At 37.3% G+C, this 25,789-nt stretch carries 20 protein-coding genes and 1 pseudogene; 12 read left to right on the top strand and 9 right to left on the bottom strand.

All coding sequences use genetic code 11. The features are described 5' to 3' along the window. Position 1: 1 nt before the first annotated feature. From PVV70_RS00685 to ihfB, 7 genes are all read right to left on the bottom strand, one after another. Positions 2-865 (bottom strand): endonuclease/exonuclease/phosphatase family protein, encoded by an 864-nt coding sequence (locus PVV70_RS00685; RefSeq protein WP_273757499.1) that lies wholly within the window; start codon positions 863-865, stop codon positions 2-4. Positions 866-977: 112 nt separating this feature from the next. Further along, positions 978-1,751: a Bax inhibitor-1/YccA family protein gene (locus tag PVV70_RS00680; protein ID WP_273757602.1), complete on the bottom strand. Its 774-nt coding sequence runs from the start codon at positions 1,749-1,751 to the stop codon at positions 978-980. 817 nt (positions 1,752-2,568) lie between these two features. Further along, entirely contained in the window at positions 2,569-3,072 is a 504-nt protein-coding gene (gene lspA / locus PVV70_RS00675; protein ID WP_273757498.1) for a signal peptidase II, read from the bottom strand. Next, positions 3,069-3,917 (bottom strand): RNA methyltransferase, encoded by an 849-nt coding sequence (locus tag PVV70_RS00670; RefSeq protein ID WP_273757497.1) that lies wholly within the window; start codon positions 3,915-3,917, stop codon positions 3,069-3,071. The genes lspA and PVV70_RS00670 overlap by 4 nt, the downstream gene beginning before the upstream one ends. Before the next feature lie 2 nt (positions 3,918-3,919). Then, positions 3,920-4,852, bottom strand: a complete 933-nt coding sequence (locus PVV70_RS00665) for a class I SAM-dependent methyltransferase (RefSeq protein ID WP_273757496.1) — start codon at positions 4,850-4,852, stop codon at positions 3,920-3,922. Between the two features lie 160 nt (positions 4,853-5,012). Then, on the bottom strand, positions 5,013-5,309 hold the full coding sequence (locus tag PVV70_RS00660) for a LapA family protein (RefSeq protein ID WP_273757495.1): 297 nt from the start codon (positions 5,307-5,309) through the stop codon (positions 5,013-5,015). 7 nt (positions 5,310-5,316) lie between these two features. Beyond that, complete coding sequence (ihfB, locus tag PVV70_RS00655; protein WP_273757601.1) at positions 5,317-5,595, bottom strand: integration host factor subunit beta; 279 nt, start codon at positions 5,593-5,595, stop codon at positions 5,317-5,319. Positions 5,596-5,780: 185 nt separating this feature from the next. Between ihfB and lptC the strand changes: the two genes are divergently transcribed. The 6 genes from lptC (at position 5,781) to rlmN (ending at position 11,881) form a co-directional block, all read left to right on the top strand. Then, positions 5,781-6,425: an LPS export ABC transporter periplasmic protein LptC gene (gene lptC / locus PVV70_RS00650; protein WP_273757494.1), complete on the top strand. Its 645-nt coding sequence runs from the start codon at positions 5,781-5,783 to the stop codon at positions 6,423-6,425. A 74-nt stretch (positions 6,426-6,499) separates the two neighbouring features. Beyond that, the gene (locus tag PVV70_RS00645) at positions 6,500-7,099 is read left to right on the top strand and encodes an LptA/OstA family protein (RefSeq protein ID WP_273757493.1); all 600 of its coding nucleotides are present in this window, start codon (positions 6,500-6,502) and stop codon (positions 7,097-7,099) included. 6 nt (positions 7,100-7,105) lie between these two features. Beyond that, positions 7,106-7,900 (top strand): LPS export ABC transporter ATP-binding protein, encoded by a 795-nt coding sequence (lptB, locus tag PVV70_RS00640; RefSeq protein ID WP_273757492.1) that lies wholly within the window; start codon positions 7,106-7,108, stop codon positions 7,898-7,900. Between the two features lie 1,079 nt (positions 7,901-8,979). Beyond that, complete coding sequence (gene ptsN / locus PVV70_RS00635) at positions 8,980-9,444, top strand: PTS IIA-like nitrogen regulatory protein PtsN (protein WP_039759419.1); 465 nt, start codon at positions 8,980-8,982, stop codon at positions 9,442-9,444. Between the two features lie 664 nt (positions 9,445-10,108). Further along, entirely contained in the window at positions 10,109-10,612 is a 504-nt protein-coding gene (locus PVV70_RS00630; protein ID WP_273757600.1) for an invasion associated locus B family protein, read from the top strand. 42 nt (positions 10,613-10,654) lie between these two features. Then, complete coding sequence (rlmN, locus tag PVV70_RS00625) at positions 10,655-11,881, top strand: 23S rRNA (adenine(2503)-C(2))-methyltransferase RlmN (protein ID WP_273757491.1); 1,227 nt, start codon at positions 10,655-10,657, stop codon at positions 11,879-11,881. Positions 11,882-12,493: 612 nt separating this feature from the next. Here the strand turns inward: rlmN and PVV70_RS00620 are convergent. After that, positions 12,494-13,135, bottom strand: coding sequence for a LysE family translocator (locus tag PVV70_RS00620; RefSeq protein WP_273757490.1), 642 nt, complete (start codon positions 13,133-13,135; stop codon positions 12,494-12,496). A gap of 169 nt (positions 13,136-13,304) precedes the next feature. Between PVV70_RS00620 and PVV70_RS00615 the strand changes: the two are divergent. From PVV70_RS00615 to trxA, 6 genes and pseudogenes are all read left to right on the top strand, one after another. Next, positions 13,305-13,985 (top strand): annotated as a pseudogene (locus tag PVV70_RS00615) (argininosuccinate synthase); the annotation flags it as partial. Between the two features lie 387 nt (positions 13,986-14,372). Next, entirely contained in the window at positions 14,373-16,034 is a 1,662-nt protein-coding gene (locus PVV70_RS00610) for a lysine--tRNA ligase (protein WP_273757488.1), read from the top strand. Continuing rightward, positions 16,034-17,608 (top strand): peptide chain release factor 3, encoded by a 1,575-nt coding sequence (locus tag PVV70_RS00605; RefSeq protein WP_273757487.1) that lies wholly within the window; start codon positions 16,034-16,036, stop codon positions 17,606-17,608. Before PVV70_RS00610 ends, PVV70_RS00605 begins: the two co-directional genes overlap by 1 nt. 431 nt (positions 17,609-18,039) lie before the next feature. Beyond that, complete coding sequence (gene addB / locus PVV70_RS00600; RefSeq protein WP_273757486.1) at positions 18,040-21,159, top strand: double-strand break repair protein AddB; 3,120 nt, start codon at positions 18,040-18,042, stop codon at positions 21,157-21,159. A 2-nt stretch (positions 21,160-21,161) separates the two neighbouring features. Then, positions 21,162-24,641: a double-strand break repair helicase AddA gene (gene addA, locus PVV70_RS00595; RefSeq protein ID WP_273757485.1), complete on the top strand. Its 3,480-nt coding sequence runs from the start codon at positions 21,162-21,164 to the stop codon at positions 24,639-24,641. Between the two features lie 173 nt (positions 24,642-24,814). Continuing rightward, positions 24,815-25,138, top strand: coding sequence for a thioredoxin (gene trxA, locus PVV70_RS00590; protein ID WP_005774353.1), 324 nt, complete (start codon positions 24,815-24,817; stop codon positions 25,136-25,138). Positions 25,139-25,314: 176 nt separating this feature from the next. Here trxA and tsaE read toward each other — a convergent pair whose 3' ends face one another. Next, positions 25,315-25,782 carry a tRNA (adenosine(37)-N6)-threonylcarbamoyltransferase complex ATPase subunit type 1 TsaE gene (gene tsaE / locus PVV70_RS00585; RefSeq protein WP_273757484.1) on the bottom strand — a complete coding sequence of 156 codons (468 nt, stop codon included), beginning with the start codon at positions 25,780-25,782 and terminating at the stop codon, positions 25,315-25,317. Positions 25,783-25,789: the final 7 nt, after the last annotated feature.

The raw sequence follows: 25,789 nt of genomic DNA, 5'->3' as shown, positions 1-25,789 counted from the left end.
TTTATTTATTTTTCAGGATGTTTATTGCATTAGCAAGATTAAGATAAGCTTTGATTGGCAAATGATCTGAGGCAATGCGTGCAAGTGGTGAATAGTGGTTTTCAAGATTTGTTACCAATTGGTGAGGAAAGGCAAAAACGCGATCAAGGGCTAAAAAGGGAAAGCGAGAGGGAAAGCTTGGTACAACTTCAAGTGTGCTATTAAAATAGGGATAAAAATGGTTTAAAGATGAGCCTTTTCCCATTCGCCATTCGTTAAAATCTCCAATGAGGAGTGTAGGCATAAGGGAGCGTTTTTGCAAAATTGCAAGGAGCATTTTTGTTTGTTGTTTACGAGAATAACGTAATAAGCCAAAATGAGCCGCAATAATACGAATAGGGCCTGCTGTCATTTCTAACTCTACAATGATAGCTCCACGTGGTTCAATACCAGGAAGAGAGATTTGTAAAGTGTCACGTACATATCCCTTTCGCAAAAAGAGAGCGTTTCCATGCCAACCGTGACCATGAGGTGACATAGTATTGAGAGGTACAGGGATCAAACCGGTTTCAGCTTTTAACAGCTGAAGATTAATCAAACCAATACGTTCTCCAAAACGTTTATCTGCTTCTTGAAGAGCAAGGATATCAACTTGTAATTCAGTGATAACACGGACAATCCGTGTAGGATTAAAAATTTTATCAACACCTACACATTTATGCACATTATAGGAAGCAACGGTCAGATCATAATGATTATTTTGGTTGAGGATATTTGATGGATGATGAGAACGGCTATGGATTGCCTTTAAAAGGGTGTTATGGAGCTTTTGTTGAATAAAACCACTAAACCAAGGGAGTTTTTGCTTGTAAGGCATTTTTGTCATTGTACGAAAAGAATAATTCCTAAAAGGTAAAGGATAAAAACTTACACTAAAAACAAAAGAACCTTGTCTCTTTTAGAAACAAGGTTCTTTCATTAAGCGATGATTTTTGCAATCAATCACGGTTTGAACCGAGAAATTGTAGCAAAAAGACAAACATATTGATGAAATCAAGATAAAGACTCAATGCGCCCATAATGACTTTACGACCTCTGGTATCACCTTGATCCCCTTCATAATACATCAACTTAATGTTTTGAGTATCGTAAGCTGTTAAACCAGCAAAGATAAAAACACCAATAATGGAGATAGCAAATTGCAAAGCACTTGATCCAAGAAAAATATTCACAACCATAGAAAGCAACAAGCCAATCAATCCGATGAATAAGAACGAACCAATTGCTGTAAGATCACGCTTTGTTGTATATCCATAAAGTGAAAGAGCTCCAAAAGTTGCAGCGGAAATAACAAAAGTTTGTACAATACTCTCTGTCGTATAACGTAAAACGATTGAAGACAGTGAAAGCCCAATTAAAGCAGCATAACCAAAAAAGAGACTACGAGCAGCACTGGTACTTAATGTATTAATTTTAAAACTGAGGAATAAAACTGCAACAAGTGGTGCAAACATCACAATATAAGAGAACGGCGATGTATAAAATGTTACTCCAAATGATGTCAAATAAACACTGCTATTGATCTGAGCTGCTGCTTGGCTCATATCTGTTGTCGTTGCTAATGATACAATTGCATAGGCAGCAGCAGCTGTAATAAGCAAACCAATGGCCATTGTATTGTAAACACCCAACATATAGTCGCGCAATCCCTGATCAATCGATGCATCAGCATGAGAAGCAGGCGTTGAACGTAAATTTTTAAAATTAGCCATAATATAAAATCCTTTAGCATATGTTCCGTCAGGCATTGGGTTTTTAAGTGTCTCTCTCATTTCAGAGACAAACTTTGTACAAGCCTTAATTTGGCGAATACAAAAAACCTTCAGAATCACTGGCGGAATTCCAGCATATTTTCCTCTTTATTATGGAGATTTATTTAAAAATTACAAGAGATTTATCGAAGCAAGGAACCTTACAAATTGGTAAGGAAATGGTTCATTTTCATGAAAAACATTTCCATTTTTCGCCATATTTTTGTAAGATAAAAAGACGATACTAAAACTTTTTTTATTATTCACAAGAACCCTATAATTCCCACTGACAAAATATCTATCTTTAAGGTGATAAGGAAAGTGTTGCGTAGCATCACGCTATTTACAACCTTCAAGATAGCATATGCTTTGCCCTGCCAGAACTCCTAATTGAATTGAGTTTTTATATAACACGTTGATATATAAAGATACATTAATTTTTCACTCTAAATATCCCTCCAAAAAATATTGTAAGATTTCCTGATGACAAATCTGTTTATATTCAATCCATCAAGAACATTTTCTTGCACGACACACAAGCAGGGTTGGCATGCCAATAAAAGCTGCAAAGTATTTTCTCTTAGAGTGTGACATATGGATAAAAAGATATTGATTTCTATTTGAAGTCAGTTTTTTTGTATTGAGCAAAGATGAAAACGTAAGGTTGAAGAGAAAAAAATCTCATAAAGAAAATACGTGGCCACAAGAATTAACCAAGAAAATTTGTAATTAGACTTATGGTGGTTAAAAATCTCTGTTTTTTAAGGCGATGAGAACATCAATGAGAAGATGTATGGTTGGAATGATGTCTTGCTTTCATCCAAGTACGCAGTTCTTCAATAAGGATGGCAATAACACCCAGAGTGATAAAACTATCTGCAAGATTAAAAATAGCAAAATGAAAAATATCATCAATGTGAAAAAGTATATAATCAGTGACATGATGAAAGCGAATACGATCAATAAGGTTGCCGATTGCACCCCCAATAATAAGGACAAGACCGAAGCGCATTAAAAATTTGTTGTCTTCAGTATTCTTCCATAACCATAAAAGAAAGATAATCACAATGATCGTGATGGCAATGATTCCCCAGTGAGAAAAGGAAGAAAAAAACGAAAATGCAATGCCAGAATTACGTACATGATAAAGGGAAAGGAAAGGAATAAGCGGAATTTCTGTTCCTAGAGGCATATTGTACATAACCCAATACTTAACAGCTTGATCAAGTCCTACTGTAAGGGCCAAGCCAAGAAGAAAAAAAGGGAGTGATTTGCGGATCATATTTTTTCCTCGCATGGTTCCAGTGTTAAATAAGGGCGACGGATTTCATAAAGCATCACAGCTGTTGCTACTGCCAAGTTAAGCGAGTCAGCGCGTCCACTTTGTGGAATACGTGCAAGTTTATCACACCGACTTGTCAGAATATCTGATAACCCCTGTTTTTCATTTCCCATTAAAAGGATTATCGGACCATTTTTAAAATCAAGCGTGCGATAATCGATAGATCCTTTGAGATGGGTGCCAACAATCATGCCTTTAAAGTGAGCTGACCAGTTTAAAAAGGCGCTTTCATCAAAACGATAAAGAGGTATAGAGAAAATAGATCCCATGGTTGCACGAACTGTTTCAGGTGAGAAAGGGTCTGTTGTTTCACCAATTAAAAGAACACCTTTAGCACCTACAGCATCAGCCGTGCGAATAATGGTCCCAAGATTTCCAGGATCACGCACACGATCAAGCGCGATGTAAACATCTTTAGCCTGCCCTTTTATCATTTCAAGAGGTTGCCATTTTTGTTTGAAAATACCAATAACTGTTTGTGGATTATCGCGTCGGGTAAGTGATTCCATAACCTTTTGTGAGGCTTTGATAACAAAACCACCATTGGCTACAGCGCGTGCAGCAGTATTTTCGATAGTGGCATTACCAATTTCGCTTTTAGAAAAAATAAGTGTCTGTATTGTCCAACCGAGATTGAGAGCATCAATAACCAATTTCAATCCCTCTGCCATGAAAAGACCTTCACGATTACGGTTTTTCTTTTGGTTAAGTGCTTTAAGATCTTTTATGATAGGGTTACTAAGAGAGGTAATTTCTTTCACTCTACCGGTTTTGGGTCCACACATATTCAAGCAATCCAACGGCTAAAAAGAGAAGTAGAAAGGGCGCGTCCTGCAACTTCTTCACGCAAAATGAGCTCTCCTGATTCGACTGTACCCCCAAGATTTACAAATGCATCGCGCATTAAAGCATGAAGTGCAAAGAAGGAAGCACGAATGGAATAAGCTGTAAGGACAACAGAGAGCGGTTTATCAGAGAGAAGTTTACGACAGTTTGTGATCATTGATGGTAAATGATCAAACAGTTGCCAAACTTCGCCATGGGGTCCACGCCCATAAGCAGGGGGGTCAAGAAGAATCATATCATAGCTTTTTTTGCGACGGAGTTCTCGCTCAACAAATTTTACAGCATCATCGCAAATCCAGCGAATAGAATGATCTGATAATCCTGCTCTTTCCTGGTTAGCTTTTGCCCACGCAATGGCTTTTTTAGAAGCATCAACATGGGTAACATTTGCACCTGCTCGTGCTCCAATTAAAGAGGCAATACCGGTATAGCCAAAAAGATTCAATAGTTTTATAGGACGTGCGGCTTTAACAATTTGTTCTTCCATAGAGCGCCAATGGGCATCTTGTTCAGGAAAAACGCCCACATGACGAAAGGAAGTAAAGCGACCTAGAAAAGACAGTCCATTCCAAGAAAGAGGCCATGTTTCACCAAGTGGTTTTTTAGGAAAATGCCAACGACCAACACCTTCTTCATCACGGTTTCCTGTGAAAATAGCATCAACATCACCCCATTTTTTTTGTGATAAAGCAGGCTTCCATAATGCTTGACCTTCTGGTCGAATAATTCGATAATCTCCATAACGCTCTAATTTTTGTCCATTGCCAGAATCAATGAGAGCATAATTTTCACTCATAGCTGTTTCTAAAATAAGAGGCAACTTTTCCTGCGGATATCTATTCTTGTGGGAGGGTTGAAAGCATTGTGCAGGCATGTTTTGTACTACGGTATATGAGGTATAAAAAGTTACATTATAAAGTTCTTAAATGTTTCGTAAAAGTGCAAAAGAGCTAAAATCAATTAAAGCACATATAAAAACAAACTCTGTATTGAATATAAAATACTAAAGAGAAAAAGACTTCATTAAAATACCATTATACCAGATTTGTGATAGATGTTTTCAACTTCTCGATCTCGGCTTGACTTTTTTTAAGAGCTTTTTTGCATTTATGATAGGAAAACCAACGGATCAGATTTCCTAATAAAATACCAAAACCAAAGAAAATAAAGAGCCATATAAAGAGGGGAGCATGATAAGTAAAATTTTCAGAATTTTCTCGAAAAGGATCAAGAGTTAACGGAACAATTTGACGATTAGCTACGATAAAAACAATCAAAAATGCTGTGATAATCACACCGATACTTGTTAGAAGAATACGTTTAATGATCATAAGTTTCTCACTGATTAAGACGGTCGCGTAAATCCTTGCCTGTTTTAAAAAAAGGAATCCATTTTTCTTCAACGGCAACAGCTTCTCCTGTTCTTGGATTACGTCCATTACGGGCTGAACGGCTTTTTACAGAAAAAGCTCCAAATCCCCGAAGTTCAACACGATCGCCATTGGCAAGTGCTGTTGAAATTTCTTCAAAAATAGCGTTTACGATATTTTCCACATCCCGTTGAACAAGATGCGGGTTATGACGAGCAATAATTTGCACAAGCTCTGATTTAACCACAATAGCCTCACTTTCACACAAAAAACCTTTTTATAATTGTGCACTTCATGCATATTACAACATATAAACGGATAAAAGCAAAATAAAACCAAGAAAAAACAAATTTCAAGAAACAAAATTTGAAAATACTTCTTATAAAGGTTATACAGATTAAAAATGCGGAATATTTAAGAGATTAGGAGAGTATGTCCGTACACAATCATTATGAAGTTTTTTCAACGCAATCATCTGTTGGAGATGTTTTTAAAAAAGCATCCCGCCATTCGCGTCGCATTAGCCACTTAAAAATTTTTTTACCCCTCTTAGCGTTAGTTTCAGGGGTGGTTTTTTGCTGGTTTACGTTTTTCTTGGTTCCCGTTACGTCTGATCCTATGCCTTTGAATAATGAAGAGAATGGAGTGACGAACTTGACAATGCTCAATCCAAAATTAGAAGGGTATACGCGTGCTCATGAACCTTATTGGCTTAAAGCAGAAAAGGCATTTCAAGATCATACGCGCTCTGGAATAATTGGATTGCAAAACATTACAGCGAAAGCATCTATGGGTCAACAAAGACAGGTTTTTCTCGCAGCACAAGGGGGTATTTACGATAATATTCACGGTTTTTTACAATTGGATAAGCCATTCACCATTACAACGAATGATGGAATGATGGCACAATTTATGTCAGCTAATATTAATTTATCTGAAAGACAGTTAAAAACAGATCAACGTGTTAATATTCAGCGAGCCGGTTTTCATCTTGCTGCCAATGCCTTACAAATTCGAGAAAAAGGAAAAAGCATGTATTTCCATGGTGGTGTGCATTTAGTACTTGAAAAGCAATGACTCAATCAGGATGAATCTTTAAGGAATATTTAAAAGAGAATTCATGTGTATATACAAACAGAAGAATTGAAAGAATGAAATCATACAAAAGATGGATAGGTATGACGTTGGCTTTTAGCATGGGAATGTTAGGAGGAGGAACGGTTTTAGGATATGCTGAAGGGACCCATTTTGGAATAAGTCTATCAAACGACAAAGAACCGGTAGAACTTCATGCAGATTCTTTAGAAATACGTGATAAAGAAGGGATAGCGCTTTTTAAGGGTGATGTTTCAGTGGCGCAAGGTGAACGTCTTTTACGGACGGAAAAATTAATTGTTTATTACGATAAAACTCATAAAGGAGCGGATAGAAACAAAGAAAATACGAAGGCATCATCTGTTTCTTTGTTTGGTTCGTCGGGCATACAAAAAATGGAAGCCTTAGGAAAAGTCTATATAAAAATAGCGACGCAAATTGCTACGGGGGATAAAGGCATTTTTGATGGAAAATCAAAGATGATGAGCTTGACAGGGAATCATGTTGTGTTAACAGATGGTGACAACGTGGCAACGGGATGCAAACTAACGGCAAATATGGAAAGCGGAAAAGCTTTTTTAGAAGGTTGTGAGACAACTAAGAAAAAAGGTCGCGTTTCTATTATTTTTAAACAAAATCAACAAAATGGCCATTAAGATTTCATGTTTGGAATCAAAAGAAAAAAACAGACTGATCAGTATGATTTTGCAAGTGAAGCTTCAAAAAAGCGCTTAAAAGGGACTTTGATTGCCAGCCATTTGATTAAAGTTTATCGAGGAAGACCAACGGTTAATGGTGTTTCTTTTGGCATTCGTACGGGAGAAGCCGTTGGCATTTTAGGGCCCAATGGGGCAGGTAAAACAACTTGTTTTTATATGGTTACGGGGCTCATAAAATCTGATGGAGGATCCATTAAAATTGATGGATTTGATATCACGCATCTTCCGATGTATCGACGGGCGCGTTTAGGTATCGGGTATCTTCCGCAGGAAGCTTCTATTTTTCGTGGTCTTTCCGTAGAAAATAACATCAAAGCTGTTTTAGAAGTCGTTGAAAAAGATCGTCTTAAACAACGTGAAGAGCTCGATAGTCTTTTACATGAATTTAAAATTGATCATTTACGTAAAATGCCTGCACTTTCGTTATCTGGGGGTGAGCGTCGACGACTTGAAATTGCGCGTGCTTTAGCTTCTCGACCTCATTTTATGTTACTTGATGAACCGTTTGCAGGTATTGATCCTATCGCTATTTTTGATATTCAGCAGCTTATTCGTCATTTAACGAAGCGTGGCATTGGTGTTTTAATAACAGATCATAATGTACGCGAAACATTAGGGCTTGTCGACCGCGCTTATATTATTCATACCGGCAAAGTGTTAGTTCATGGTCGTCCTCATGATATTATCAACAATGTTGATGTCCGCAGAATTTATTTGGGAAATCAGTTTTCTCTATGATTTCACAGCTTTTATGCGTTTCCATTGAAGTTTAACAGAAACAACATGATCGTCACAAGTAATCAAACCCATTTCAAATGAGGTAGATAAGGTTTCATTGTGATTATTAATAAAGTATATCATCGATATATTTCTATTACAGAAATAAAGGCAAATTTTTCTTTATTGTAGAAACGATGGTAATGTTGTTAAAGGCTGTAAATCAATAAAATAATGTGACTTTAGGGTAAAATTTTTTAATTGGGGTGTGCAAGAAGTTTTTCTCTGGTATTATTGAAAATCACCTTATTTATGCCAAACTTCTTTTATGAGTATCATCTAATAGATTTTCACTGAGTGGTGGAAGAGGCTTCGTCACTTAAGATGGGTTTGTTGTTTTATTGGTTGAGCTTACTCATAATTGTATCATAGAACAGGTATCACTAAATTAACTTAATAATGAGTGATAAATGGGGTTGAAAATAAATGCGTGTGTTGTTGAAAGGTGAGAGATATTTATTATATTTTCTCTGTCGAATCAAAGAACATATCGATGATGCTGTTTTGGGTATTTTGATTGGAGCATCCATCCATTAAATATTGCGTTTATTTAATAGGATTGTCGTATTTTATTGGCTTGTATGACGTATTTAAAATAGGAGAAAAGCTTTAGGTTCTTGTTATAAGGCTTTGTTTAAGCTATACAGTAATTTTCAGACTAAAGGTTTATTTTGCTCAATATGCTTCTCATTCTATTAAGAGCTCATTTTTAAAGAAAGAAAAAATTTAATGGGGAGTTATACGTTAACTCTTGTGACAAGTTTAGTAAATTTATGAATAATGCTCTTTTCTAGTATCTTAAGGAAATTAATTTTATGAACGACTTCATTTCTTTTTTTCTTTTCTCATGCTGTTAATGAGGAGCTAAAAACTATTTATTGTTCTGTTAAAAGTGATATGAGACGTATTAAGCCTTCACCCGTTATAAATTAAAAAATAAAAACACGTGCGATGTTGCGAAAAGTGAAAGAACTTCAAATATCGATACCGTTTATAGGTTTATTGATGAGCATTTGAGCGTGTAAGAGGAAAATTAAAGGATGAATTTGAGTGAGTTAATAGCACCGGAAGCAATTATTCCGGCTCTTAAGGCTAATTCGAAAAAACAAGTTCTGCAAATTTTAGCCGAAAAAGCGTCTCAGCTGACAGGTCTTAGTGAGCATGTAATTTTTGATATTGTTTTGCAGCGTGAGAAACTTGGTTCGACGGGGCTTGGTGGTGGTATTGCGATTCCGCATGGAAAATTACCTGATATTAATCGGATTATTGGTATATTTGCACGTCTTGAAAGTCCTGTTGATTTTGAAGCTCTCGATGATGAGCCTATAGACCTTGTTTTTCTTCTTTTGGCACCTGAAAATGCTGGTGCAGATCACTTAAAAGCTTTATCACAGATTGCACGGGTTTTGCGTCATGCTGATGTCGTGCAAAAATTGCGCAATACGCATAATGCTAATGCCCTTTATGCTTTATTGATTCAAACGTCAGAATCAAATGCGGCTTGAAAAAGATTATAAGTGTATAAATTGTATCTTAAAGGGCTGATAGTAAAAAATAACGTTATGCGATTCGCTATTGAGACAGAATCTAAGGTTTCTATGTTTCATGATTTAATATATTGATAATATTAAGATTATGACAAGACGATATCAGTGTGATATTGAATACGACGTATGAATACACTATAATAATTGAAAGGTGGAGTATCTTAAAGACATACATGTATTGAATGTGTAAAGTTGAGAAGTGATATTCACAAGACTATGAGGTTCTATGAAGTTTTTTGGGGAATACAGGGTGTATTTTCAAAGTTTTGCAGCAGATTGCTTGTGACGTAAAGAGTGTGGTTTATTTCTTAGCAGAGGGGTGATATATTTTCATCTTGTTTTGAAATCATATTGCTTAAAGGAATCGTTTTTTCATAAAAAACGAAAGGGGTTGTGTGAAATTAAAAATATTGTTTTTTAATGTGATTATTGAATAAAAAGTTCATATTTTGGTAACGACTAAAAGGTCACAATGGAACGTGAAATCTGTTTTGATTGCTGTGGAAATATTTCGCTTATTGAAGGAATTAGGATAATTACACATGAGTATCGAGGAGTTTTTGTTTGAACTTTTCCAATGAAGAGAATCTTGTTAGAGATTAAAGAAGTGAGCTAAATGAAGATGTTTGAAAAGACTGTTATTGCTGCATCTGTAATGGTTCTTGTTACAGCTGGGGTGGCGTGTGCACAAACGCCAAGCCGTTTAAATCAATTTGAAGCATGGGGAGCCTATTCTTATAAATCGTCCCAAAATACGATTTGCTATGTGTTATCTGTTCCTTTGAAGGCTCTTCCAACAACGGTTAATCATGGGGATAATTTTTTCTTAGTTACCAAGCGTTCTCAATCGCCTGTTTCGTTTGAACCGCAGTTTATGGCTGGTTATACGCTTCAAGAAGGGTCGAGAGTGACAGTGACCATTGGAGATAAGGACTTTGATTTCTTTACGAAGGATTCTTCAGCTTGGTTGGCGTCATCAGAGCTAGAAAAGCAGCTTGTTTCTGCTATGCGTGCTGGAAACAATATGACCGTGAAAGCAATATCAAAACGGGGAACGCATACCACCTATACTTATTCCTTAAAAGGGGTCACTGCTGCATTAAATGCGGCTCAAAAGTGCCATTAAGGTTTTGATAACTTCTAAAATAGTAATGTAAATTGGAAAGCAATGGCTATTTCCTATGACCTTAGACCTGTTGGTTCATGTTTAGCACAAAAAACAGATAATGTGGTGGTGAAGGAGAGTTCTAAGCTCTCTTTAATTGGATTATCGCAAGATGAAATAGTGCAAGCTTTAAAGACACTTGGTGTACCAGAGCGTCAAACGCGTATGCGTGCACGTCAACTTTGGCATTGGCTTTATGTCCGTGGCGTTTCAAGTTTTGATGAAATGCTGAATATTTCTAAAGCAATGCAGGAAACTCTTAAACGTCATTTTTCCATTGCACGTCCCGAAATTATTGGAGAACAAATATCAAAGGATGGTACACGTAAATGGCTCTTACGTTTTCCAGCACGTGGGGCTGGAAGGCCTGTTGAAATTGAAACGGTTTATATCCCTGAAGAAGGACGTGGGACCTTATGTCTTTCATCGCAAGTGGGATGTACATTAACCTGCTCTTTTTGTCATACGGGAACGCAGATGCTTGTTCGCAATCTGACGGCGGAAGAAATTTTGGCACAATTGTTGGTTGCACGTGATTGTTTGGGTGATTTTCCTGATAAGGATACTCCTGATGGGGCAATTGTTCCTGTTGAAGGGCGCAAAATTACCAATATTGTTATGATGGGAATGGGAGAACCTCTTTATAATTTTGAAGCTGTAAAAAAAGCTTTATTGATTGCTTCTGATGGCGATGGACTTTCTTTATCAAAACGTCGGATTACGCTTTCAACTAGTGGGGTTGTTCCTGGAATTATCCGAACCGGAGAAGAAATTGGTGTTATGTTAGCAATTTCACTCCACGCTGTACACGATACACTAAGGGATATGCTTGTTCCTATCAATAAAAAGTATCCGCTTTCTTTACTCATGGATGCTTGTCGTAATTATCCTGGTCTGTCTAATGCAAAACGAATCACATTTGAATATGTTATGCTGAAAGATATCAATGATAGTTTAGATGATGCTAAGCGATTAATACAGTTACTGAAAGGGATTCCTGCTAAGATCAACTTAATCCCTTTTAATCCGTGGCCAGGGAGTAATTATCAATGTTCTGATTGGGAGCAAATTGAGCGTTTTGCTGATGTTGTTAATCAAGCAGGCTATGCTTCTCCTATTCGGATTCCGCGTGGACGCGATATTTTAGCTGCATGTGGACAGCTTAAATCGGCTTCAGAGCGCTTACGAAAATCTGAACGTTTGAAACTTGAAAATGCCATTGGTCGTTAGTTAAAGCAATTTTCAGTCTATAAAGCCTGTATTTTTTCCGTAAATCTACGCGTATAAACCTTATAAACCTCATGGAGTGGCATGTGTAAGACAGAGATTAAAATGGATCAGTGCGAGATGAGCAGTTCTTACTTTTATAGGTTTAATAGGAGGAAAGAGATTACATAAAGTCTGTTTGCGTAATCTCTGAAATGAGGCGGTAACCTCATTTAGAGGAAAGTTTCAAGGGACATACATTTCATCTCACACTCTTTATTTAGGCTCTATGACTTTTAAAAGCATCTCTATGATAATAACTTTTAAAGAGTGGAGATATACATTGCTTGATGCTTTTGTTTATTGCATTCTTTAACAAGATTACACTTTACATATAAACGGCGTATCTAAAATATAAATACCATTGTTATATCCATTAACATGTTTTGAAAAAAACATTTCTTAATGCACTTCCCACCTCACGACAATGCCTGTGAAGAGCATAACACACAAAAGCCTCTATGAAATATATGATACCATTCATACTTTTAGGTTTCAATATTGTAGAAACGTAAAGCGCTTCACAATATCTAGAGTTCCAATTTAAATTAAAAACGATAAATTACACCTTATAAATCAATTTTTTGTAACGATAAGAAGATGGAGAGCAAAGCTGGTAAAAGTACCGGCAATAAGCCAGTCGAGAAAGCGAATATAAAGAGGGTTTTGTTTAAGGGTTTTGGTAAGTTTATGCGCTGTAAAAACAACAGAAATTGTAATAGGGAAAGAAATAGGAATGTAAGAGAGTCCTAAAAAAAGTAACTTTTGTGTTGCCATAGGATCATTCTCATTGATAAATTGTGGTAAGAATGTTGCGTTAAAGAGTATGACTTTAGGATTGAGAAGATTAATTCCAATACCAGCAAGATAGTTACGTTTAGAGCTTTGAGATTTAGAAGATGTTTGTTCAAAAGAAAATGTCGGTTTTCTCCGTAAAGCTTGGAAGGAAAACCATAAAAGATAAAAAGCACCAACAATTTTCAGAAGAACAAAAGTGTGTGGCGCAGCAAAAATAAGTGCTGATAAGCCAAGAGCTACAGCGGTAACCTGAATGGCAAACCCTGTTGCGCTTCCCAAGGCGCACATAATTCCAGCTTTTTTGCTTTGTGTAATGGTCCGCCCTACAGAAAGCATCATATCAGGTCCTGGAATAAGTGCCAAAATCAACGATGCTAAAGCAAATTGCACAATAACAGACCACTCCGGTAGAAATGACACGTAAATCTCCTCTTATTTTTAAGCCGTGTTCACTATTTACAATCTGATTCGCCTTTATTTACGCTTTTTGAGTCTTTTTAATGTTGTTTAAAGAGAATTTATTTTCACATTTCTTGCGCTGTTTTGATTTTTGGAAAAAAAAGAACAACACGTGTAAAACTTTTTTTAAGTGGGGGCAAATTTATGGCATTCTTCATCAGGAGGAAAGATTTTAGAAAATCCAGCATTTCTCATGCTCCTGAATATGTCCATTTGTGTATTTTTTCGCTGGCAGATGCTCCCGATCGAGCAACCAGAATCACTCTTGGTTTAAAAAAAGTGATACTATTTCAATCAACGAAAACAATTTATCTCCTGCAACTTTACTTGCAGAGTTAAATCATTATGAGCACAATAAATGGTATTGATCAGTTAGATTTGGTAGAAAATCGCTTTGTGGGGGTGAAATCGTGGGGTATTTATGAAGCGATTAGGGGGGGACCATCCTTTTAACGGTCACAGAGCGATAGAATCTTTAACACTAAATTGTAGGGTAGCGCATTTGAAAGATGAATTGATGCTCCGTTATGCAAAAACTCATTTATTATAGCTTTTAGTTTTCATCCGAATGTAAGATGTTGCAGGCGGCGATTGATTTATCTCAAGAACATATTGATAAGTGAAATTACATTAAAGCTCTATAAAGGAAATCTGGTTGTTAAAGGGCGTCAAAGTAAAAAAACACTTTATTCAAGTGCGTTGGTAACTTTCGAGGATGATCAAGATGCTTATGATCAAAGAGATGCAAACAGGTTTTATTAAATTCAATGCTCTGCGTTTGCATATGTTAAGCCATATGTCATCAAGGTGATAAAGAAAAGAAATAAAAAATATCTTTGACAAGTATCATGTGGGGCATTGTTTTTATATGAAACACATCATTTAAATATTTTTGTTTCTTGGTTTTTAAAGTTTTTTCGTTCACAGTTAGAGGTTTTACTTTTGTGCTGATAAATATGAGAAACAAGCCTTATGATAAGAGCAATGAAGACTTTGATAAGTCAAAACAAGATAATTTTGCTTTATCATGTTCAATGTTTTTTATTTTTCTCAGACAAAATATGTTTACAGCGAGGGTGGTTTTTTATTGTGCGTTAAGAATATAAAGAAATTTACATCTTTTTGCTTGCTATTATTGACGAATAAATTCAAGAACCATACACCCTCTTTTGAAAGAATATAATTTTTAGGATAAATAATGATGTATAATCAGTGTGATGCCCTTAGCCTTACGCCTGAATTAAAGGATGCGGCTGTTCAATCAAGAACTTGGCCATTTGAAGAAGCACGTAAGATTATCAAACGGTACGAAAAGACGGGTTATCCAGACAGTGTAATATTTGAAACAGGTTATGGACCTTCTGGTTTACCACATATTGGAACTTTTGGTGAAGTTGCACGTACAACCATGGTTCGTCATGCCTTTCATATTCTGACAGAGAATAAAGTAAAAACAAAGCTGCTTTGTTTTTCTGATGATATGGATGGTTTGCGCAAGGTTCCTGAGAATGTTCCTGATCGCGAGAAGATGGAACATTATCTTGGTCAACCGTTGAGCTGCGTTCCTGATCCTTTTGGAGATGATTATCCTTCTTTTGGAGAGGCGAATAATGCACGTTTACGGGCTTTTCTTGATCGTTTTGGTTTTGATTATGAATTTGCAAGTGCTACGGATTATTACAGTTCCGGTCGTTTTGATGAAACACTTTTAAAAATCCTCGCCTTTTATGACAAGGTGATGGCAATTATTTTACCAACATTGGGTGAAGAACGGCAGGCAACCTATTCTCTCTTTTTACCGATTTCTCCTTTTTCTGGAAAAGTATTACAGGTCCCGATGATTGCGCGGAATATTGAAAAAGGAACAGTCACTTATATTGAACCCGAAACAGGAGAAACCATAGAAACAGAGGTTACAGGCGGCAAGGTCAAGTGTCAGTGGAAGGTCGATTGGGCTATGCGTTGGACAGCGCTTGGCATTGATTATGAAATGGCAGGAAAAGACCTTATCGATTCCACAAATCTTTCTTCTAAAATTTGTAAAGTATTGGGTGGGAAGCCTCCAGAAGGATTTAACTATGAGCTCTTTTTGGATGAAAAAGGTCAGAAAATTTCCAAATCAAAAGGAAATGGCTTAACCATTGATGAATGGCTTACTTACGCCCCAACGGAGAGTTTAGGGCTTTATATGTTTTCAAAGCCCAAGACAGCCAAAAGGCTTTATTTTGATGTTATTCCCAAAGCTGTGGATGAATATTATGCGCATCTTTCCGCCTATGGTCGTCAAAGCTGGCAAGAACGGCTTAATAATCCTGTATGGCATATCCATAATGGTTGTCCGCCGCAGATTGATTTGCCGGTATCCTTTGCCATGCTTTTAAATTTGGTAAGCGCTTCAAATGCAGAGAATGCAGGGGTTCTTTGGGGGTTTATTTCTCGCTATGCTCAAGGAGCCAATGCACAAACTTATCCAGAACTTGATCAGTTAGTGCAATTTGCTCTTAAATATTTTGATTTTTTTGTAAAACCTAACAAAAAATTTCGTACACCAGATAAGAGTGAACGTGCAACATTAGCACAAATTGATGAAAAATTAGCCAATTTGCCTGAAACAGTTGATGGCAACACGCTACAAAATATGCTTCTTGATGTTGCACGGCTAACGGAACGTTATCAAGATCATAGCAAAAAAAGCCCTGAAGGTGGTCCTGGTGTTTCCAATGTCTTTTTTCAAATGTTGTATGAGGTCCTTCTAGGACAAGAGCGAGGTCCACGATGGGGATCATTTATAGCGCTTTATGGGATTAATGAAATGCGTGCACTGATTGCTGAAGCACTTGCACGACCTATGGAGGAATAATGGAACGAAGAGTGCAAGAAGTAAAGCGACGCCGTACATTTGCAATTATTGCTCACCCAGATGCTGGAAAAACGACATTGACAGAAAAGCTTTTATTGTTTGGTGGTGCTATTCAACTTGCAGGAGAAGTAAAAGCTAAAAAGGATCGTATTCAAACCCGTTCTGATTGGATGAATATTGAGCGTGATCGTGGTATTTCCGTTGTGACTTCGGTGATGACGTTTGAATATGAAAATCATATTTTTAATCTCTTAGATACGCCAGGCCATGAAGATTTTGCAGACGATACTTATCGCACGCTGACAGCTGTTGATAGTGCTATCATGGTGCTAGATGGTGCCCGCGGGATTGAGCCTAGAACACTGAAATTATTTGAAGTGTGTCGGATGCGGGATATTCCTATTGTTACTTTTATCAATAAAATGGATCGTGAGGCACGTGATCCTCTAGAGCTTTTAGATGAAATTGAAGAAAAGTTAGCGCTTGATACCGCACCCATAACATGGCCCATTGGGACGGGTAAAGATTTTGTTGGTACCTTTGATCTTCATCATAATCGTTTTCGCCAAAAAGATGATGAGATAACACAGCAGGTCGTTTCTGGCTCCCATGAAGTTGCAAATCTGCTTCCAGAGTATCAACGTTCAACTTTTATTGAAGGGGTGGAACTTGCTCGAAATGCTTGCAAAAACTTTGATCTTCAAGCTTTCCATGAAGGGCATATGACGCCGGTTTATTTTGGTTCGGCTTTACGAAATTTTGGTGTTCGTGATTTGATCAATGCACTCATTGATTTTGGTCAAAGTCCTCGTGATCAAAGTGCAGATCAGCGCAATATCATAGCAACTGAACCTAAAATGACGGGATTTGTTTTTAAAATTCAAGCGAACATGGACCCTAATCATCGTGATCGTATTGCTTTCTTTCGGGTTTGTTCTGGAACACTTGAACGCGGTATGAAGACAAAGTTGGTGCGAACAGGCAAACCGATGACACTTTCGGCTCCACAATTTTTCTTTGCGCGTTCACGCCAAATTGCTGATCAAGCCTATGCTGGTGATATCGTGGGGATCCCTAATCATGGAACGTTACGGATTGGCGATACTTTGACTGAAGGAGAAGATATCCTCTTTAAGGGAGTTCCCAATTTTGCACCAGAAATTCTGCGTCGTGTTTGTTTGGGCGATCCAATGAAAGCAAAAAAGCTTAAAGAAGCTTTGCAACAAATGGCAGAAGAAGGGGTTGTACAATTATTTATTCCTGATGATGGGTCACCTTCTCTCATTGGTGTTATCGGTGCTTTGCAAATTGATGTTTTAAAAGAACGATTGAAAATAGAATATTCTTTACCGGTAAATTTCGAACCAGCACGCTTTAATGTATGTCGTTGGATTTCAACGCAAAGCAAAGATGATTTGCAAAAGTTTCTCAGCAATCACCGTTCTGCTATTGCATATGATTTAGAAGGTGATCCAGTTTTTTTAGCAGAGAACCATTTTTCATTAAATTATGAGGCAGAAAGAGCCCCTAAAATAAAATTTTCTGCTGTTAAAGATTATCAAATACGCGCTTAATGTAAAGAAGAATCTATTATACAACAATTTTGTTGGTAATCATTTGTCACGTTGAGTTGGAGTATTTTTTTCTGAAAGTGATAGAGTATGTAAAGAACATTTTCAGATTGTATTATATAAAAAGAGCAATAAATTTATTTTTAATATTCAATAAGTTACGATATATTTATACTTTTACACCTTTTAAAAATTTAATATTTTTTTAGAGTGTTTATGTGAGTTAGAAAAAAGCTGTCGGCAATTCTTCGTTGAAACATATCAAAAATTTTTTGATATGTTTTTTCACGATAGCTTAAGACATGGAATGTCTTTCAATCTTTTTAAAATCTAAATTAAGAATCTCCTGTATAAATATAGTTTTTAATTGTATACAGTCAAAATAATACAAATAATCAATAAGATGGAATTTGTTATCCCAAATACAATATCATATGACCTATAAACCACGTGTCTTTTCTATTTCTTCTGGAACAGCTTTTTTACCTCACTTTGTTGATGCGCTGCTCTCTGGTACCCTTATTGATAATTTTTCTTCTGATGGAGATATTCAAACGGCTCTTGCCGATAGCCTTATTTATGTTCCAACACGTCGTGCGGCTCGCGCTTTGCGTTTAGCTTTTGTTGAAAGAAGTGATACACAATCAACCTTCTTACCAACCATTCGTGCTCTAGGGGATATCGATGAAGACAGTTTCTTTTTTGTTGAAAATCATACCAACACTCTCGATCCGCCTATTGGCGAAAGCGAACGTCTGCTGCTTTTAGCACGTCTTATTCGTCCATGGCGTGAAAACTTGCCTGCGCATCTGCGTGCCATGTTTGGTACAGAAGATGTGCTTATTCCGGCTCATAGTGCCGATGCACTTTGGCTTGCTCAAGATTTAGCACATTTGATGGATGAAATTGAAACAGAAGGAGCAGACTGGTCAAAACTTAAAGATATTTCCCCTGATATGGTTGCTGAATGGTGGCAAATAACGCTCGATTTTCTAACGATTGTTACACAAAATTGGCCACAAATCTTAACAGAAAAGCAACGAAATAATCCCGCTGAATGGCGTAATCAAGCACTTACAATGCACGCAGAGACTTTACGACGCACACAATCTGATAAACCGATCATTGCGGCTGGTGTGTCAGGTTCTATTCCCGCAGTTTCTCATCTTCTAAAGGTTATAGCCTGTCTACCAAAAGGGGCAGTTGTTCTTCCTGGCCTTGATTTTTATATGGATGAAGAACAATGGAATGCACTTGGCACAAGCAATAAAGAAAAAACAGCTTGTGCTTCTTTTGATCATGCAGAAAATATTTTTAGCCATCCTCAATATCATTTAAAAAAACTTCTTTCTCTCATGGAGTGTCAACGCGACCATGTTTGTGAAATTGGCCAACAGAGCACAACAAAGAAAAGGCGAATGGCGCTTTTATCAGAAGCATTCCGACCAGCTTCTACAACCGATAAATGGGTAAAAATTGTCCGTGATGATTATGAGGAACTTTGTGCAGATTGGTCATTTATTGAAGCTATAAATGAACGTGAGGAAGCTCTGGCTATCGCTGTTTCTTTACGAAGAGCTATTGAAGAACCCCAAAAAACTGCAGCCCTTATTACAAATGACCGTAATTTAGCCCGCCGTGTTGCTGCGGAATTACAGCGATTTGGTATTGAAGCAAATGATTCAGGGGGAATGCCACTTGCACAAACATTGCCTGTAATGCTTTTGCGACTGATCTTAGAAAATGTTTTGCAACCTGATGATCCCATTGCTTTTCTTTCTCTTCTTAAACATCCACTGACAACACTCCACCAAAACCGTTATCGCTTACGCGAACTGGTAGAAAATTTTGAAGTTTTTGTACTTCGAGGGAATACAGGGCGCATCAATCTTTTTGAATGTGATCAATTTCTTGAAAAATGGATTGAAACATATTCCCATGATCGTTTTGAAATGAATGCTCTTGATCAGCAGAAGTTTGAAGAAGCACGTTTTCTGTGTCATCTTTTGAAGAAAGCTGTTGAACCTTTAACCTCTCTCATGAAACAAGAGAAAGAATGCACCGTCAATGAAGCTGCGATAGCAACTGTTGAAGTTTTTGAAAATTTTGGTCGCAATGAGGATAATTCTCTTGCTCATCTTTATCAACACGAAGCAGGACAAGCCTTATCAAATTTTTTGCGTGAATTGGTCAGTGATCGATCAGGATTAACATTTCATCTTAGCGAATGGCCTGCGATGTTTTCTGCATTGATCGCAACACGTTCTGTCACACCTTCACCTGGAGGACATCCACGTTTATTCATCTGGGGTACTTTGGAATCACGTTTGCAAACGGTTGATACAGTAGTTATAGGTGGTCTTAATGAAGGATCATGGCCGATATCAACCCGAAATGATGCTTTTTTATCGCGACCGATGAAAATGATGTTAACTCTGGAACCACCAGAGCAGCGTATAGGTCTTTCTGCGCATGATTTTCAATGGGCTATGGGAATGGATAAAGTGGTGATGAGTCGCGCATTACGGGTTAATCATACCCCTTCTATTCCTTCACGTTGGCTACAACGTATAGAAACAGTTGTAGGAAAACAGGTTTGGAAACAAATCCGTGCACGAGGTGAAATATTACGCCATTGGACCAAGATGCTTGATCATACAAGCATGGTTAAAGATGTGGAACGTCCTTGTCCTGTACCACCTCTTGATATGCGTCCGCGTCATTTTTCAGTGACTGAAATAGAAACATTGCGGTATGATCCTTATGCTATTTATGCCAAAAAAATCTTACGACTCAAACCTCTTAAAGCACTGATTCATGATCCTAGCGTACTTGAGCGCGGAATACTTTATCACGCTATTCTTGCCGCTTTTTGCACACAAATAAAAAATCCAAATTCTGCAAATGCATTAGATGTCCTGCTTTCTATTGGACGTAAAGAATTTGATAAATTCAATTTTCCACCCGATATTGAAACAGTTTGGTGGAATAGTTTTGAAAATCTTGCTCCATTTCTGATTCAATGGGAACAAAGTTTAGGACCGCGAGAGCGATACTCTGAAGTGGTCTCACAAAAAATTCCTATAGGCAAAACAGGGGTAACTCTTTCAGGACGAGCTGATCGTCTTGATGTCTTGCCAGACAAAACGGTTGAAATTCTAGATTTCAAAACTGGAACCCCTCCTTCATCAAAACAAGTTCGTGAATTATTATTTCCGCAATTGGCTTTAGAAACAGCTTTGCTGATGGAAGGGGCATTTCCAGATTTTCAAGATCTTGTCCCCTCAAATTTATTTTACATTCCCCTGAACGGAAAAGGTGAAATTAAATCCCAATCTATTCTTTTAACGAAAAAAGAAGAAAAAACTTACCTCAGTGCAGTTAATCTTGGTGAAATCGCATGGAAAAATCTTATTGCCCTTATAACGTATTATCAAAATCCACAACAAGGCTATCTCTCACATGCTGTTCCCTTAGAAAAACGATATGAAGGTGACTACGACCATTTGGCACGATTGTGGGAATGGTCAATTGGTTTTCATAAAGAAGAATAATCATGAGTTTTTTTTCTATTCCTCAAGCTGCTCTTGATGCACAAGCAACGGCAACACATCCCCAAAAAAACGTATGGGTTTCTGCAAATGCTGGATCTGGAAAAACCCACGTTTTAAGTGAACGTGTTATTCGTTTGCTTTTAAATGGTACGCCTCCAGCACGTATTTTGTGCCTTACTTATACAAGAGCTGCTGCTGCTGTTATGCAATCACGAATTTTTCGTACACTTTCAAGTTGGAATGAATTCGATGATGCACAGTTGCAAGAAACCTTAACACGCTTTGAAAATAAACCCGTCAGTGCACAAAAATTAATTTATGCACGACAACTCTTTGCGCGTGCTCTCGAAACACCTGGTGGTTTGAAAATTCAAACGATTCATGCTTTTTGTGAATCTCTCTTGCATCAATTTATGTTAGAAGCCAATATCGCAGGGCATTTTGAACTTCCCGATGATATCAGTCGCAAAAAATTACGACAAGAATCTCGTCGCCAACTTTTAGCACGTCGTGATGTACAACCTGCTTTGCAACAGTTACTCCAAGTTATTAGCGAACATACTTTTAACAAACTTCTCTATGAAGCTATTGAAAAACAACATAAACTCTCTGATTTTTTATCGTCTCTTTTGTCTGAAAATGGAGAAGAAAAATTGCGTGCGCTTTTTAACTTAGCGCCCGATGAAACAAACCAATGTTTACTGGAACAAATTCAACAAACCGCACGTCTTCCTCTTTATGCTCTTAAGCATTGTGAAGCCAATGGCAGTCAAACTCTGAAAGATATGGTGGCAAAGTTTTCCCAATTAGAAGAGGTGCGTGATGAGACTAATATTCTCAAGATTATTTCTGACATTTATTTTAAAACAAAAGGTGAGCCGCGTAATTTTTCCCATTTATCTCGTAAAAAATCAGACGAAATTTGGCCTTTTATTCAACAAATGCTTGAAGATAAACAGAGCAAGCTTTCTATTCTTTTAGAGAAATATCAATGCGCAAAGGTTGCCACTCTCAATATGGCTGCTTTTCAGATCTGTTCCGTTTATCTCGAAATTTATACGAATCTAAAAAAGGCCAATGGCTTCTTAGATTTTGACGATCTTATTGAGCGTACACTTCATTTGTTACAGCGCAAAGGTGCAAGCCAATGGGTGCACTATAAACTTGATCAGGGGCTTGATCATATTCTACTTGATGAAGCACAAGATACCAACCCTGAGCAATGGCAAATTATTCAACTGTTGGCACAAGAATTTTTCTCAGGGTATAGCCAACGAACAAATATACGGACTCTTTTTGCTGTTGGAGATGAAAAGCAATCTATTTATTCTTTTCAAGGCGCGGCCCCAGAAAATTTTGCTGCAAATGGACGAATTATTCAAAAAAAAGTGCAGCAAACAAATCAGCAATTTGAAAAAATACAACTGCATTACTCTTTTCGCTCTACAGCGGATGTTCTTAAAAGCGTTGATCTTGTTTTTGAACCACCAGAAAATTATAGAGGACTTTCGGCAGAAAATACAAAGACGGTGCATGAAGCTATTCGTGTTCATAGTCCTGGTGAGGTTGTTATATGGGATGCCATTTCCAAAGAAACAAGCGAATTTCCGCATGATTGGCATTTAAGCGTTGATCATTTAGATACCCCTGAAGTCCGTTTAGCAGAAAAAATTGCTGAAACGATTGCTGGCTGGTTACAAAAAGGTGAAATGCTTCCAGCAAAAGGACGCTTAATATGGGCAAGTGATATTATGATCTTGGTCCGTAAACGTGATAAATTTGTCTCAGCTCTTTCTCGGGCTCTTAAACACCGTAATATTCCCGTAGCAGGGGCTGATCGTTTACAGCTCACCAAACATATTAGTATCCGTGATTTAATGGCACTTGGGCGTTTTGTTTTGCAGCCACAAGATGATCTTTCTCTTGCTTGTGTATTAAAAAGCCCCCTTTTTGCTTTTAGTGAAGAGGAACTCTATCAGCTTGCCGCATACCGCACCGGTTCTCTTTGGCAAAGCTTATGTATGCACACATCATCGAAAGCGCCTTTTAAAGATGCTTTTGAAAAATTGAACCATTATCGCGCTTTAGTGGATCAAATACCGGTTTTCGAGTTTTATAGCCATATTTTGAATAATGATAAGGGAAGACAAAAAATTCTGTCTCGTTTAGGATCTGAAGCCAATGATGTGCTCGATGCTTTTATGGATTATACGCTTAACATTCAAAAAACAGGATTACCAGGATTACAAGCTTTTTTAGAAACATTAAGTGCAAGCGAACCAGAAATTAAACGTGAATTTGAACAAAACAATGAAGAAATTCGCATCATGACTGTTCATGCCGCAAAAGGACTAGAGGCTGCTGTTGTATTTTTGGTTGATCCTGGTAGTGCGATTTGGCATCCTCAGCATGCGCCTCACTTGCTTAAAGTTCCTTTAGATGATGCACAAGGGTACGGACAACACGCTTTTATTTGGCGCCCCAATGAAAAGTTTAATACAAAGCTCTCTAAAAAAGCAATTTTACATTTAAAAGAGCGTGCCGAAGAAGAATATAGGCGCCTTCTTTACGTGGGAATGACACGCGCTGAAGATCGTTTATTTGTTTGTGGATATAACGGTAAAAAAACGCTCTCTGATACATGGCTACAACTAGTAAAAAAAGCCCTTGTACCCCATGCGGTTACTATAAAAGGTCCTGCAGAAGATATTGCAGCTTGGCGTTATTGCATTACATCTTCCTCTTCTGCCTCTATAATAAATCAAGAAGTTCCTTGTGCTGAGAGTCAAGCCTTACCACCTTTGCCTTCCTTTTTCTCTCATAAAGTACCAGTCGAACCAGTGCTCCCAAAACCTTTAAAACCCTCTGTCGCGAGCCTTTCCATTGAAGCTGATACAGAGCTTTCTTCAAGTCCAAAACAACTTTTCACTTCACCTGTTTTAGGAGAAACAAACACCAACAGAGTTTTTTTCATTGAATATGGTCATATCATTCACCGATTGTTACAACATCTACCAGATTGCCCCCCACAAAAACGTCCAGATTATGCTCGAAACTATCTCAATCTCAAAGCTTCTCATTGGGAGGAAAGCCAAAGAGAGGATGCTCTTCGCCACGTTTGGAAAATTTTAGATCATGTTTACCTCAAACCTCTCTTTTCTGAGCATTCACGTGCTGAGGTTCCTTTAATGGGTATTGTAAAAATTCGAGGAAAAGAACAAGCAGTTTCTGGTCAAATTGATCGTCTCTACATCACGAAAAACAGCATTATCTTTGCTGATTTTAAAACAGGGATTCCACCTGAAAATGAAGCTGCTATTGCTCCTCATCATTGGTTGCAAATGGCGCTTTATCGAAAATTGTTGCAAGCGATACATCCCAATAAAGATGTCCAAGCTCTGCTTATCTACAGTAAAGAAGCCAAAATTTTTAAACTTCCTCCAGAAAAACTCGAGGCATTTCTTGATGAAATTGCCTTATAAGCTATTTCTTCCTTTCAAAGTATCTTTATGCTTTTTATTTTCATAAAATTATTCAAATAAATGCGCTCCACAATTTTTGGTGAAGAAAATCCCTTTAATAATTTATCTTTGCAATAACTTGATATGAATTGTTATCATACCAATCTATAAAAGTGAGTATAAAGGATAAATCAATGACGTGTATAAAAGTTGATAAGAACAATTTCGAAAGTGAAGTTCTAACCTCTTCCACCCCTGTTGTGGTTGATTTTTGGGCAGAATGGTGCGGTCCCTGCAAAATGATTGCGCCAATTTTAGATGAAATTTCAACGGAAATGCAAAATCAAGTTAAAATTGCTAAAGTAAATATTGATGAAAATCCGGAATTGGCTACCCAATATGGCGTGCGCTCTATCCCTACATTATTAATGTTTAAAAATGGAAATGTTTCATCAAATATGGTTGGTGCTACCTCTAAAGGACGTCTTTCTGAATGGATAAAAGATGGGCTTAGTTAATGCTTATACATAGGCAACGATAAAGGAGAGAAATTTTATCTCTCCTTTTGGCTTTTTTAAACATTCTTTTCTAAAATATATTGGTAATAGCAAGTCAATTAAATCAAAAAGTTAGATGCATTTATTTTAATGCTTTTAAGAATCCACACTGTTATGCATGATCATGTCGATGTTTTTTATGTGCGAATTGCAAAAGATTGTTGCAAACGTTCAATGGAATGTTGTGTTGATCTCAATGTCACATGACGTCCCTGTGCTTTATAGTGTAAGATGAGTGCAAAAGTGGCAATCTCTAAAAGGTCTGCACTTCTTTCTGGCCATTCAACGAGTAAAATGTTTTTCTCACGTGCTTCATGAAGCCCTAATTCGTCAATTTCTTCTGCCATAGAAAGGCGATAAAGATCAGCATGAATAATTTCAAACTGTGGAAGTTGGTAGCTTTGCATAAGAGTAAAAGTAGGGCTTGGAACATCTATAGTATTATCGTTTGCAAGCGTTTGGATGATTGTCCGTGCAATGGTTGATTTTCCAGTTCCAAGATCTCCTTGCAGCGTCACAAGATCCCCTGGCTTTAAAGAAAGGGCTAAATTTTTTGCAAAAAGCTTTGTTGCCTCTTCATTTTCAAGAAAAAAATTAAAATTCATTAAGGCT

The sequence above is a fragment of the Bartonella sp. AU55XJBT genome (assembly GCF_028618525.1).
The sequence above is the reverse complement of the archived record's forward strand: the minus strand, read 5'-3'. Positions and strand labels throughout refer to the sequence as shown.